The sequence below is a fragment of the Nesterenkonia ebinurensis genome, from assembly GCF_008711175.1.
In the GTDB taxonomy this organism is placed as follows: Bacteria; Actinomycetota; Actinomycetes; order Actinomycetales; family Micrococcaceae; genus Nesterenkonia; species Nesterenkonia ebinurensis.
In genome coordinates, this window is record NZ_VWNF01000041.1 from 109,266 (window position 1) to 121,965 (window position 12,700).

A 12,700-nucleotide genomic window follows, 5' to 3' on the forward strand; every position below is an offset into this window, starting at 1 on the left:
GACAATGAGTACGACGCCGCCCCCCGCCATTTCCACTGCCCTGATCCGCATCGCAGAGCCCGCAGACTATCAGCGCATCGGCGAACTCACTGTCGCAGCCTATGTGAACGGCGGGCATATGCGAGCCTCCGACAATTACGTCCAGCACCTCACCGAGGTGGCTGAGCGGGCAGAGCAGGCGAGGCTGCTGGTTGCGGAGGTGGACGGTGTGGTCGCTGGCTCTGCCACGGTCACCGATTACGATGGAGCCTTCGCGGAGGTCTCCCTGCCCGGGGAAATCGAGTTCCGGATGTTAGCCGTAGCCCCAGAATTCCAGGGCCGAGGTGTGGCCCGCACCCTGGTCCGCCATATAGTGGCGCAGGCTCAGTCCCGACCTCAGATCCACGGTGTGGCGCTGTGCAGCCTGAGATCTATGACCGCAGCCCATACGCTCTACGAATCCGAGGGGTTCATCCGCGATCTGCGCCGCGACTTTGTGCTCAATATCCCGCATAAGCAGGCCACTTTCCCCTTCTTCCGCAGAGAGGTGTGATCCTGTGAGGACTACGAGGTTCACCATCCTGGCTGTCTGTACCGGCAATATCTGCCGCTCACCCGCCATGGAGCGGCTGCTGGCCCACTTGTTCCACGATGAGCCGGAGATTGAGGTGATCTCTGGGGGCACCTATGCCCATGACGGTGAGGATATGCAGGAGCCGATGAAGCGGCGCATCGCCGGCTATGGGGCAGAGGTGGAGGGCTTCGTGGCCGAGCAGGTCACCCCGGGGATGATCGAGCGCGCCGACCTGATCCTGGCCGCTACCCGGGTCCACGTGCAGGACATGCTGGCCGAGGTGCCGGAAGCCCGGGCGCGGATGTTCACCCATCCGGAGTTCGGCCGCCTGCTAGAGAGTGTGGATGACCACGCCCAGGGCGACTCTGTCACCGAGCAGCTTACCGCTCTGGTTCCGGTGCTCAACCGGGCACGGCAGAAGACCGGGCCGCCCACTGGAGAGGAGGACGTCGTCGATCCCTATATGCTCCCGGAGTCGGTGTACAGCGAATCCTTCCGGCAGATCCGGGAGCCGGTGGAGAAGCTGGCAGAAGTGTTGGCGATGAGGGAGCAGCTCCTTTAGGTAGGCGTGAAGGCCGGCGCCGCCGGCTGAGCCGGGAAAACTAACTCAGAGGGAATCGAGTCCGAAGGTGGTGAGCACCAGGGGGAAGGCCAGAAACGCCACAGCGTCGAGCAGGAAGTGGGCGATGACCAGCGGCATCACTCGCCCATACTTCAGATAGAGCCAGCCGAAGATCACCCCCATGACCAGATTGCCGAACCCGGGTCCGAATCCCTGGTAGAGGTGATAGGCCGCGCGCAGAGCCGCTGAGGCGAGGATCAGGATCCAGAGGCCGGCGGTAGCGCCGTTCAGCTGCGGCCAGATGCGCCGTGCCCGGTCGAAGAGGTAGGCCACCATGATGATCTCCTCCAACAAGGAGTGCCGCAGAGCTGCGAAGAGAAGCACTGGGGTGCTCCACCAGTATTCGGCGACATCGGCCGGGATGATCTGTACAGTCAGGCCCAGGCTGCGTCCGGCGAAGTACACCGCCAGCGTGCCCAGCCCGAGCACGGCGAACAGCCCAGTGCCGAGAACCCAGTCCTTACCCGGGCGGCGGAAGTCCAGGCCCCAGCTCCGGAATGGGTTGCCGGCGCCAAGGAACACCAGGTAGATCACCAGGGCCACCGGGGTCAGGGCGAAGAGCGAATCCAGCAGCTGGTAGCTGAAATCGAAGAACTCGGCACGGGACCGGGAGCGCTGCACGGTGGCGCTCTGCTCAGACAGCGGGGCGATGCTCAGCCGCTCGGCCAGCTGCAGCACGGCATAGACCGCACTGCGCCCCAGAGAGAGTGCCAGCACGATCCCCACTTCCCACGCGTAGAAGCGTCGGGAGGCCATGCTGCTGTCCACTCCTGGTCTGGCAGGATGGTGAGAAGGCGGCGTCGTACTGGTCACTTATCCAGTCTAGGAGTGAAGCGAGGGACGATGGGCTCAGGAGTCGGCTGAGGTGCTGCCTGAGTCGTTGTTGGTGACTTTGCGACGACGACGGCGGCGGCGCTGCGAGGATGAACGGGAGCCGCTCTCCTTGGGCTGCTGAGCCGAGGCCGCGGCGTCGTTGTTGCCTTGGTCACTGCGTTCACCGCCTGAGCGACGACGGTTACGGCCGCGGTTCCGACCACCGCCCCCGGAGTGCCCGCTCTCCCGCTTGCCACGATCGCCGGAGCGGTCCGGGCCGCCGAGGTCCTCGAGCTCCTCCCCTTCGAGCCCCTCCTTGGAGCGCTTATGCCGCGGCAGCCGCCCCTTGGTGCCTTTGGGAATATCCAGGTCCTCGAAGAGATGCGGGGAGGATGAGTAGGTCTCCACCGGCTCGGGCTGATCCAGGCCGATCGCCTTGTTGATCAGCGACCAGCGCGGTACATCCTCCCAATCCACAAAAGTGACTGCAGTGCCTTTCTGGCCGGCGCGGCCGGTGCGGCCGATCCGGTGCAGGTAGGTGGACTCGTCCTCGGGGCAGACGTAGTTGATCACGTGGGTGACGTCAGTGACGTCGATGCCGCGGGCGGCCACATCGGTGGCCACCAGCACGTCGACCTTGTCATTGCGGAAGGCGCGCAGGGCCTGCTCGCGGGCGCCCTGGCCCAGGTCGCCGTGGATGGCTCCGGCGGCGAATCCGCGGGACTTCAGCTCATCGGCCAGCTTGTCAGCCTGCCGCTTGGTACGGGTGAAGATGATGGTCCGCCCGCGGTTTGAAGCCTGCAGGATCCGGGCAATCATTTCGTCCTTGTCCAGGGAGTGCGCCCGGTAGACCACCTGGCGGATGTCCTTCTTGGTGACACCCTCGTCGAAGGGGTCAGCCGCGGAGATATGGGTGGGTTTGGTCATGAACCGCCGCGCCATGGAGACCACAGGCCCGGGCATCGTGGCGGAGAACAGCATGGTCTGGCGCACCTCGGGCACAAAGCTCAGCAGCTTCTCCACATCGGGCAGGAACCCGAGGTCGAGCATCTCATCGGCCTCGTCCAATACCACGATCTTCACGTTCTTCAGGTTCAGGTGCTTCTGCCGGTGCAGGTCGATGAGCCGGCCCGGGGTGCCCACCACAATCTCCACACCGGCCTCCAGCTGTTTGATCTGCGGCTCGTAGTCGCGGCCGCCGTAGATGGTGGCGATCCGTGCACCCAGCTTGGCTCCGGCGGTGGTGAGGTCCCCGGCCACCTGTACGGCCAGCTCACGGGTGGGTGCAACGATCAGCGCCTGCGGTGCCCCAGGGGCTGGAAGTGCGTCATAGAGCCCAGTCCCTGGCGCGGCCACCCGCTGCAGGGCGGGGATGCCGAAGCCCAGGGTCTTGCCGGTGCCGGTCTTGGCCTGGCCAATGATGTCAGCCCCGCGCAGGGCGATCGGCAGGGTCTCGGCCTGGATGGGGAAGGGGGTGGTGATGCCCTTCTCGGTCAGGGCCTCAACGATTTCGCTGCGGACGTCGAAGTCCGCGAAGGTCAGCGTTGGCTCGCTTCCCGCTCGCTCACTTACAGGCTCTGCGGTGCCGATGTTCGGCTCAGTGGTCGTCTGTGAATTTTTTGTCATTCGTTCTTTCATTCAGCGACGGCGGCGAATCCCACCGTCTGTTTGGTGTCGGAGCCGATCTCTACGTATCCGATCGAGGCCACCGGCACCACCACTTTCTTCTCGCGGCGGTCGGTGAGGCTCAGCAGCGGCTTGGACTTCTCGATCGCCTCAGCCACAGCCTTCTCGACGTCCTCAGCCGAAACCTCCGTGTCGATCACGATCTCGCGGGCCACGTTCTGGACTCCGATACGTACTTCCATGCCACTCCTTGAGGTCTTTGGGGCGGTGCCGGGTCGGCTCAGCGAAGAGCACAACGACGCCGCGGTGCAGGTCTTTATGCCCGATCCTACCTGCCCAGCCCGGTCAGGACTGCTCTGACTCCTTGGGAAATCCACTTATTCCGCGCCAGGCTAAACGTGAGGTGAGCTGGGCAGAGGTGTCGAGGTCGGGGCGTTCGGAGAGTTTGGACCAGTGGCGGGCGGCAGAGGTGGCCATGCCGATCAGTCCGTGGCCGAGCATCGTGGCCTCGGCCATGGGCTGGCCGGTGTCATCGGCAATCACTTCAGCGATAGCCACAGCCAGGGCGTCGTGGAACCGTTCCAGACGCTCGGCCACTGTGTGGTCGTTGTCCATACCGGCGGCGAAGATCAGCCGATAGGCCTCATCCTTGCGGGCGATGAACTCATAGAACGCGGTAACGGTGCCGGAGACCCGCTCTTTATTGGTCTCCGCGCTGCTCAGTACGGAGGTCAGCTCGTTCTGCAGCTGGTGGAGGTGAGTGTCCAGCAGGTCCAGGAACAGTTCGTGCTTGCCGGGGAAGTGCTGGTAAAGCACCGGTTTGGAGACCTCGGCAACCTCGGCGATATCGTCCATGGAGGCGGCGTGGAAGCCTTTGGCCACGAACACCTTCAGGGCTGAGTCCAGCAGCTGGACACGACGCTGCTCGCGCGGCAGTCGTTTGGCTCGGGCAGTCTCCGTGATCGGTCCGTTCGTCATGGGTGACGATTCTAGAGCACTGTGACGTAACCCGGGTCACGTGGGCAGGGGCCCCGAGGCTGTAGCTCCGGTGCCGATCTGCAGTATCCGCACCACCTGTTCGGGCTCGGTGCTGTTCTCGCCCAGCCTGTTGGGCTTGCCGGTGATGCCGTGGTAGTCGGAGGAGCCGGTAATGATGAGGTCGCGGCGTCGAGCCAGGTCCAGCAGCAGCTGCTGGCCCTCCGGCGGGTTGTCCCGGTGGTGCACTTCCACTCCCAGCATCCCGGCCTCAACCAGTTCCTCCAGTTCAGTCAGAGACAGGGTGTTTCCACGGGCACCAGCCATCGCGTGGGCGATCACCGGCACCCCGCCGGCCGCCCGCACCCGTTCCACCACTTCGGCAGGATGCGGATTGTCCTGCCCCACGTAGTAGCGGGATCCCTTATAGAGGTGGCGCTGGAAGGCCTCAGTGCGGGATTCCACCACACCGGCTGCCACCAGGGCATCGGCCAGATGCGGGCGGCCGATCGAGGCGTCTTCGCTAACCTGCTCCATCACCAGCTCCCAGGTGATGGGGAAATCCTCAGCCAGGAGTTCACAGATCCGCTTGGCCCGCTCCACCCGGCCGCCACGGGTGGCAGCGTTGATCTCCAGCATGGCCGGGTCCAGCGGGTCATGCAGGTAGCTGAGCATATGTACGCTGGCGGTGTCCGTCTTGGAGCTGATCTCCATCCCGGGGATGAACACCAGGCCGTGCTGCTGCGCGGCGGCGCGCGCCTCATCCCAGCCTGCGGATGAGTCGTGGTCGGTCAGCGCGATCCCGGCCAGCCCCACCCGCGCAGCCTCAGCCACCACATGGGCCGGGGGCTCGGTCCCGTCGGAGACTGTGGAGTGGGTGTGCAGATCGAAGCTCATAGAGCAACTGTATCCACTGGCCTCCGCACTGGAGGTGCGCCGGGACCTCTGCACGGGGACATAGACTGATTTTCATGACATCTGATGCGCAGACCAGTGATGAGAACCAGCAGCTGCAGGACCGGGTCAACAATCGTTCCCAGCGCCCCCAGTCGGAGGCTTTCAAGAAATTCATGGCCTCCCACTGGGCGCCTTCTGATGCAGGCATACACTCCCGTGATGAGGTGGCAGACTTCACCCCGCGGCGTCGTGCTGCGGTCTCTGAGCAGTTCGCCGGCGAGCGCGTGGTGGTCCCGGCGGGCCCGCTGAAGGTCCGCTCCAATGACACCGACTACCGGTTCCGCCCGCACTCTGCTTTCGCGTATCTGACCGGGCTCGGGGTGGACCATGAGCCCAATGCGGTGCTGGTCTTCGAACCCACCAACGACGCCCCCAGCAGCTCTGATTCAACTGGTGCCTCGGATACCCCGCACCATGAGGTGGCCCTGTACTTCAAGCCGATGGCTAGCCGTGACACCGAGGAGTTCTATGCGGACTCCCGGCATGGCGAGTTCTGGATCGGCCCGCGGCCTGACCTGGCGGAGTTCGAACAGCGGCTGGGCATCCGCACCAAGGACCTGGACCAGTTCGAGGCTGCGGTCACCAAGGATGTGGGCCCAGCGGAGAGTGGCGGGACCCAGGTGCGTCTGCTGCGCGAGGCCGATCAGAATGTGGACGCCCTGGTGGACACCGCCCGGGCCAATACCAGCATGGACCTGGAGGCTGCTGATGCTCTGGACGCTGAGCTGACCGAGTTCTGCTCTGAGCTGCGCCTGGTCAAGGATGACTGGGAGGTGAACCAGCTGCGTAACTCCGTGGCCGCCACCATCGCCGGATTCGAGGATGTGGTCCGCGCCCTGCCCCGGGCGGTGGGCCATGACCGCGGGGAGCGAATCGTTGAGGGCGCTTTCTTCGCCCGCGCCCGACTGGAGGGCAATGACCTGGGCTATGACACCATCGCAGCCTCCGGCAACAACGCCACCATCCTGCACTGGATCCGCAACCATGACCGGATTGATCCCGGTGAGCTGCTGCTGCTGGATGCCGGGGTGGAGGCCGATTCGCTCTACACCGCTGATATCACCCGAACCATCCCGGTCTCAGGCAGGTATACCCCGGTGCAACGGAAGGTCTATGAGGCGGTGCTGGCCGCCGCAGACGCCGCCTTCGCAGTGGTCGAGCCCGGGATCAAGTTCCGCGATATCCACACCACTGCAGTCACAGTGCTGGCTGAGCACCTTGATGAGTGGGGCCTCCTGCCGGTGTCCCTGGAGGAGGCGCTCTCCCAAGAGGGCCAGCAGCACCGGCGCTGGATGCCGCACGGCACCAGCCACCATTTGGGTCTGGATGTGCACGACTGTGCCCAGGCCAAGCGCGACCTCTACCTGGACGGGGTGTTGGAGCCCGGCATGGTGTTCACCATTGAGCCTGGCCTGTACTTCAAGAATGAGGATCTTGCGGTGCCGGAGGAGTACCGCGGCATCGGGGTCCGCATTGAGGATGACGTGCTGGTCACCACCGACGGCTGTGAGAACCTCTCAGCAGCTCTGCCCCGCAAACCCGACGACGTCGAGGCTTGGATCGCCCACCTCCAGTCTTAGAGAGATCCCAGCCACTAGGTCATGCCTCGTTGACTCGCTTCCCACCGCCCACCAGACCGCGGATCCCCGGCTCGCTCACTTGGGCTGCACGCTGACACGTAACTGGCTCTGCGCCTGGCCCGGTCACACATGCCTCCGGGATCTGCTCCACTCCCCCAGACTTGCCCAGCACGCACTATCGCGCATGCTCACAACGGCAGCACCCACCGGCGGACCCCTTAATCGCTGAGACGTTCGGTGAGCAGATTCCGCTCATCAGACCTGATGGCTCCCTTAACGTCTCATTCCGGGACTCTGAGGTCTTGCCGGTGCTACTTATGGGGAGTCAGCAGGCCCTCACCGCGAGGATGGCTCCCCCCGCGTCTCATCGGAGACTTCGGGGCGTGTGGCGTCGTCGTCCTCCGTCTGCTCCGGCTCGGCAGGCTCGGGCTTCTGCACGTCGGAGAGGCGCACGCCATAACGGGGCTTGCCGTCGGGCTGCGCCCACTCTTTCTGGGATGCTGCACCGGCGCCTTCGAATGACGACGCCGGTTCCCCACCCTCTCTCTGCTCACCGTAGGTGGGGGAGGAACCTTCACCTGAGGGAGTTGTGCCGGAAGCAGGGTCAGAGTCAGTGTCCGACGGCGGCGTCGTACTGGAATCTGGTGAGCCGAGACCGGGGCGGGGGGCACTGGGGTCGTTGGGCGTGCTGCTCTGTGTGGACTGCGCAGAGGTGGCCGACTCACGGCGGGCCGCCGCATCTAGGTTGGTGGATTTACCGGTGGGGTCATTGAGCGCATTAAGGCTGCTGACTCCGGCCTTAGCCACCAGCTGGCGGGCCTTCCCAGCCACCTGGAAGTCGCAGACCACATCGAAGGTGGTAGCAGTCAGCTGGGAGACCGAGATGAAGCTGCGAGCTCCACGCCGGGCCGAGAAGCTGATCACCCCGATGATCATCCAGATGGCCATGCCCATCAGCACCGCCATGCCGAAATTGACCAGCACCATCCCCTCCGGGGTGAACAGCATCAGCAAAAGTCCTATGAACGCACCGAACAGGGCCCCCTGCACCGCACCGGTCAGTGCAACCCGCGGATAGCTGAGCCGGCCGCGGACCTTCTCCACACTGCGCAGGTCATTTCCCACAATGGTGATGGCCTTCAGATCCAAGCCCTCGGCCGAGGCGAGGTGGTCCACCACTTTCTGGGCGTCCTCATAGGTGCGGTAGCGGCCCAGCAGTTCGCCGCGGGGCAGTCCGCCGGTGTGCAGTCCAAGATTCGCCATAACCCCATTGTTCCCCAACTAGACTGGACGGGTGAGTGAATCAGCTGCTGCCGAACGCGTACGCCGCCGGCTTGCCGAGGTGCTGGACCCCGAACTGCGGGTGCCGATCACCGAGCTCGGCATGGTGGGTGCGGTGGGAGTCGACGATGCCGGACTGGCAGAGATCACCGTCAAGCTCACCATCTCAGCCTGTCCCATGCGCAGCAGGATCGTGGAGGAGGTCAGCACCGCCGCAGTGCGCGCCGAGGGGGTGCGCACCGCCGAGGTCACCCTGGCTGTGATGAGCCCTGAGGAGCGTGCGGAGCTGAAGGAGCAGCTGCGCGGCGGCCAGGGAGCTGGGCCGAATGGGACCAAGATCAACCGGTTCGCCCAGCCGGATTCGCTCACCAAGGTCTATGCGGTGGCCTCCGGCAAGGGCGGAGTGGGCAAGTCCACCGTCACGGTGAACCTGGCCTGCGCGATGGCCGCCCAGGGTCTGAAGGTCGGGGTGATCGACGCTGATGTGCACGGTTTCTCCGTGCCAGGAATGTTGGGCATCACCGATAGGCCCACAAGGCTGGATGAGCTGATCCTGCCGCCGGTGGCCTACGAGGTCAAGACCATCTCGATCGGCATGTTTGTGGACGGCAACCAGGCGGTGGCCTGGCGCGGGCCGATGCTGCACCGGGCGGTGGAGCAGTTTCTCACCGATGTGCACTTCGGAGACTTGGACGTGCTGCTGCTGGACCTGCCCCCGGGCACCGGTGACATCGCCATCTCGGTGGCCCAGCTGCTGCCGGGATCGGAGCTGCTGGTGGTCACCACCCCGCAGGCCGCCGCCGCCCAGGTGGCGGAGCGGGCCGGAGCCCTGAGCACCCAGACCGACCAGCGGATTGCCGGGGTGATCGAGAACATGGGCCCGATGACCCTGCCTGATGGCAGCCTGCTGGACCTCTTCGGCTCCGGGGGCGGGGAACTGGTGGCCGAGCGGCTCAGCGAGCAGCTGGAGACTGAGGTGCCGCTGCTCGGCTCGGTCCCCCTGGACACTGGTCTGCGGCAGGCAGGCGACGACGGCGTCCCAGCCGTGGTCTCCGCACCGGACTCCCCTGCCGGACAGGCCTTACAGGCTGTGGCGCAGCGCCTGGCGTCCCGTTCCCGTCACCTCGCCGGCAAGCATCTGCCGGTCAGTCTGCGATAGTTCCGCAGCTCGGGAGCTCTCGCACCGGTCGCAGCGGGGTGCCCTTATGGTTTGGCGTAGTCAAGATGGCGGGCCATCAGCTCGGCAGCCCGCTCAGCATCACCGGAGATGACAGCCTCGGCGATTGCCACGTGTTCATCGGCGGTCGTCGGCAGACCGTTGTCCTCTGCCAGGTAGGCATAGAAGCCGTTGACTCGTGACTGGTCGCGCAGAGTGTTGACAATATCCAGCCAGCGGCGGTTGCCCACCAGCCCCACCAGGCTGGAGTGGAAGCTCTGATCCACCTCCAGGTACTCGGAGACATCATGGTGGGTGGAGAACTCCACGGTCTGCTCCGCCAAGGCGCGCAGTTGCTGGATGGTCTCCGCGTCCAGGTCCAGCTGTGCGGCCCGGCGGACGGCCTCCACCTCAATGAGCATACGCAGGTCGTAGACCTCCAGCTTGTCCTGCGGAGTCAGCTCCACCACCCGGAACCCGCGATTGCGCACCAGCTCCAGCAGGCCCTTGTCCACCAGGGACATCATCGCCTCGCGCGCCGGCGAGTTGGAAATACCAAGTTGGCTGGCCAGGGCGTTCGCTGAATAGATTTCACCAGGCTTCATCTGACCGCTCAGCAGGGCACGGCGGATCATGGCCTCCGTGGAGTCCTTCAGTGTCTGCCGGGTCACTGAGCCGGCCACCCACCCCTGGCTTGTGCTGATCCTCAACGGCTGCCCCGCATCCAGTTAGTCCTCTCCACGGTCTAGAGCAGTGTACTATCCACAGTCAGCCCAGGCTCAGCCAGGAACTGGCGGACCATTGGTCAGCCATATAGGTCTCTGGCTCTCCGGTGTTGGCATTGATGATCAGTTCATCGGGGCCCTCAGCCAGATCGAGTTTGACCCTCCACAGGGGCAGGTAGACCAGGGTGATCTCCTCAATGCTGTGCCGGGGCTTCTTCATCATGTAGCTGCGGTCTACCTTGTCCAGCACCGCCTTGATGTAGGGCCTGGTCTGCTCAGCGGTGGTGATCTTCAAGGCACTCTGGTGTGCTGCGGCGTCGTCGTCCCCCAAAGGATCACGCAGCGGCGGGATGGTCTCCATGACCCCCCGGTATCCGGAAACGGCATCGATGAAGACCACATTAGGCCGGACCTTCGGCGGAAACGGCGGGCGGTCCGCATAGCTGAGGATCTTGGCCAGCCATATCGGGTGGTGGATCAGCTTCCTGGAGCTGATGGCAGCCTCCGCCTGTGCGGAGGAGACCCGAAACCGGCGCACCGGACCCAGTCCCCTCCGCACACCGGAGAGAAATGCCTTATCGCTGAGCGGAGCGGATTTTTCTCCGATCAGTTGGATGCCCAACAGCTATACCTCCAATTTGTCCCGTACGTTGGTGTGGTTGAGCTCAACTTCGCGCTGGATGTGCGCCGGCGGCGGGGTGGTGAGCAGGCTGACCACTACCATCAGGACCAGTGAGACCGGGGCGGCGATAATCGGCTCAGCGACCAGGGCAAAGAAGTCTCCTGAGACCAGAATCACGAATGTGATGCCGCCGCCGAGCATGCCGGCCATAGCTCCTGCCGCATTGGCACGCTTCCACCAGATCCCCAGCACAATCGGGAACCCGAAGGCTGACAGCAGCGCGCCACCGACCCAGCCGACCATGATGGCGATCAGCCCCGGTGGGTCCAATGCGATCAGGATGCCGGCGAATGCCGCGAGGAACATGACCACCAGGCCAAGCCGCACCACGGTCTTCTCTTTGGCATCAGTTTTGATGTATCCCTTGAAGAGGTCCTGGGAGACTCCGGCCGAGATGGCCAGCAGCATGGCATCAGCAGAGGACATAATGGCCGAGATCAGCGAGGCCAAGAGAATCCCAGCGACTATCGGCGGAAGGTAGAGCTCGATGACCTGAAGGAAGATCATGTCATTGTTGTCCAGTTCACCGATAGTGCCTAACGTGGCGCCGGCACCGGCCATCATGAAGCCGAAGCAGAAGACCGACGCGTAGAAGATGGCAGCCACGAAAGCTGACCGGCGGGCTACTTTCGCGCTCTTAGAGGCGAAGTTACGCATCACTGCGGAGGGGGAGATCACACCGAACCACAGGAAGGCCAGGAAAATACCGAAGTAGGTCATCCAGTGCTGGCTCACATCGCCGAATGCGGGGTCTACTTCGAGTGCTTCCTGAATAAGGTTGAGCGGACCATCATGGGAGACCCAGATGACGGTGGCCACGATAGCCAGGCCACCTACCATGATGATGCCCTGGATGAGGTCCGTGTAGGTAATGGCCCACATTCCGCCCAATGCAGCATAGAGGGTGAAACCCAGGCCCAAGATGATGACCGCAGCGGTGTAGTCAATACCGAGGACATACTGGCCGATCAGCCCGGAGGCAGTCAGCTGCGGCACCATGTAGAAGGTCATGGTGATCACCACAATCACTGCGGCCACTGCGCCGACTGCCTTGCTGTAGCGCAGCTTGAAGTACTCCGGCATAGTGCGCACTCCGGTGCGCCGGATCTGTCCTGAGATCAGAAATACCGCGAAGGGGAGGATGGCCGTGGCCGCGAAGCCGTAGGTCATCAGGAAAGGCAGCCCGAGTGATACGCCACCGCCGACCGCACCCATCAGGGAGCTGGCTGAGGCCAGGGCTGCGAAGAGGGCCACCCCGCCGACAAAGCTGTTAATGTTGCGTCCCGCCGTCCAGTAGTCATCCGCTGAACGCTGAGCCCGCTTGGAGAAATAGATTCCGATGCCGATCATCGCGGCCAGATAGACCGTGACGATGATGGTTTCCTGTACTTGCATGGTTTTCCCTCAGCTCTCTGCCTGGTTGGCCGCCGTGCCGCTCAGTTCACTTGTGGTGCCAGACTCGACCTCATCGATGTCTTTTCCGACAGCCTTCTCTAGGCGTTCCATCCACAGCACGTAGATGCCGGTCAGTGCGATAGACACCGGCATGGTGGCGAACATGATCCATCCCACCAGCGCTACGCCGCCGGGATGGGGCTCTCTGGGCCACCAGATGAAGATGATCGCGGACATCACCAGCAGTACGATCAGCAGGACAATGCCCGGATCGCTCCACGTAGACCGATGTCGCGCAGGATACTCTGCGGGTTCTGATCTTGATGTCATTCTCT

14 protein-coding genes are annotated in these 12,700 nt (G+C 64.0%); 4 read left to right on the forward strand and 10 right to left on the reverse strand.

The window, feature by feature from the left end; translation table 11 throughout:
* Positions 1-4: 4 nt before the first annotated feature.
* Positions 5-532: a GNAT family N-acetyltransferase gene (locus F0311_RS11790; RefSeq protein ID WP_150462135.1), complete on the forward strand. Its 528-nt coding sequence runs from the start codon at positions 5-7 to the stop codon at positions 530-532.
* A gap of 4 nt (positions 533-536) precedes the next feature.
* Positions 537-1,115, forward strand: a complete 579-nt coding sequence (locus F0311_RS11795; RefSeq protein WP_150462136.1) for an arsenate reductase/protein-tyrosine-phosphatase family protein — start codon at positions 537-539, stop codon at positions 1,113-1,115.
* Between the two features lie 45 nt (positions 1,116-1,160).
* Here F0311_RS11795 and F0311_RS11800 read toward each other — a convergent pair whose 3' ends face one another.
* From F0311_RS11800 to F0311_RS11820, 5 genes are all read right to left on the reverse strand, one after another.
* Entirely contained in the window at positions 1,161-1,988 is an 828-nt protein-coding gene (locus F0311_RS11800; RefSeq protein ID WP_223881295.1) for a CPBP family intramembrane glutamic endopeptidase, read from the reverse strand.
* Positions 1,989-2,024: 36 nt separating this feature from the next.
* Positions 2,025-3,614, reverse strand: a complete 1,590-nt coding sequence (locus tag F0311_RS11805; RefSeq protein ID WP_223881296.1) for a DEAD/DEAH box helicase — start codon at positions 3,612-3,614, stop codon at positions 2,025-2,027.
* A gap of 8 nt (positions 3,615-3,622) precedes the next feature.
* Complete coding sequence (locus tag F0311_RS11810) at positions 3,623-3,856, reverse strand: DUF3107 domain-containing protein (protein ID WP_150462138.1); 234 nt, start codon at positions 3,854-3,856, stop codon at positions 3,623-3,625.
* Positions 3,857-3,959: 103 nt separating this feature from the next.
* Positions 3,960-4,592: a TetR/AcrR family transcriptional regulator gene (locus F0311_RS11815; RefSeq protein WP_150462139.1), complete on the reverse strand. Its 633-nt coding sequence runs from the start codon at positions 4,590-4,592 to the stop codon at positions 3,960-3,962.
* Positions 4,593-4,628: 36 nt separating this feature from the next.
* The gene (locus tag F0311_RS11820) at positions 4,629-5,486 is read right to left on the reverse strand and encodes a PHP domain-containing protein (RefSeq protein ID WP_150462140.1); all 858 of its coding nucleotides are present in this window, start codon (positions 5,484-5,486) and stop codon (positions 4,629-4,631) included.
* A 74-nt stretch (positions 5,487-5,560) separates the two neighbouring features.
* Here F0311_RS11820 and F0311_RS11825 point away from each other — a divergent pair, with 74 nt between their 5' ends.
* Entirely contained in the window at positions 5,561-7,126 is a 1,566-nt protein-coding gene (locus F0311_RS11825; RefSeq protein WP_150462141.1) for an aminopeptidase P family protein, read from the forward strand.
* A 336-nt stretch (positions 7,127-7,462) separates the two neighbouring features.
* Here F0311_RS11825 and F0311_RS11830 read toward each other — a convergent pair whose 3' ends face one another.
* Complete coding sequence (locus tag F0311_RS11830) at positions 7,463-8,389, reverse strand: general stress protein (protein WP_150462142.1); 927 nt, start codon at positions 8,387-8,389, stop codon at positions 7,463-7,465.
* A 31-nt stretch (positions 8,390-8,420) separates the two neighbouring features.
* Here F0311_RS11830 and F0311_RS11835 point away from each other — a divergent pair, with 31 nt between their 5' ends.
* Positions 8,421-9,566 carry an Mrp/NBP35 family ATP-binding protein gene (locus F0311_RS11835; protein ID WP_223881297.1) on the forward strand — a complete coding sequence of 382 codons (1,146 nt, stop codon included), beginning with the start codon at positions 8,421-8,423 and terminating at the stop codon, positions 9,564-9,566.
* Positions 9,567-9,610: 44 nt separating this feature from the next.
* On the opposite strand, the gene F0311_RS11840 is transcribed toward F0311_RS11835, so the two are convergent.
* From F0311_RS11840 to F0311_RS11855, 4 genes are read right to left on the reverse strand one after another with little or no spacing between them, the layout of a single operon-like run.
* Positions 9,611-10,273, reverse strand: coding sequence for a GntR family transcriptional regulator (locus F0311_RS11840; protein WP_223881298.1), 663 nt, complete (start codon positions 10,271-10,273; stop codon positions 9,611-9,613).
* Positions 10,274-10,331: 58 nt separating this feature from the next.
* Positions 10,332-10,910, reverse strand: coding sequence for a hypothetical protein (locus F0311_RS11845; protein WP_150462143.1), 579 nt, complete (start codon positions 10,908-10,910; stop codon positions 10,332-10,334).
* 3 nt (positions 10,911-10,913) lie between these two features.
* The gene (locus tag F0311_RS11850; protein ID WP_150462144.1) at positions 10,914-12,365 is read right to left on the reverse strand and encodes a sodium:solute symporter family protein; all 1,452 of its coding nucleotides are present in this window, start codon (positions 12,363-12,365) and stop codon (positions 10,914-10,916) included.
* Positions 12,366-12,374: 9 nt separating this feature from the next.
* Complete coding sequence (locus tag F0311_RS11855; protein ID WP_150462145.1) at positions 12,375-12,695, reverse strand: hypothetical protein; 321 nt, start codon at positions 12,693-12,695, stop codon at positions 12,375-12,377.
* Positions 12,696-12,700: the final 5 nt, after the last annotated feature.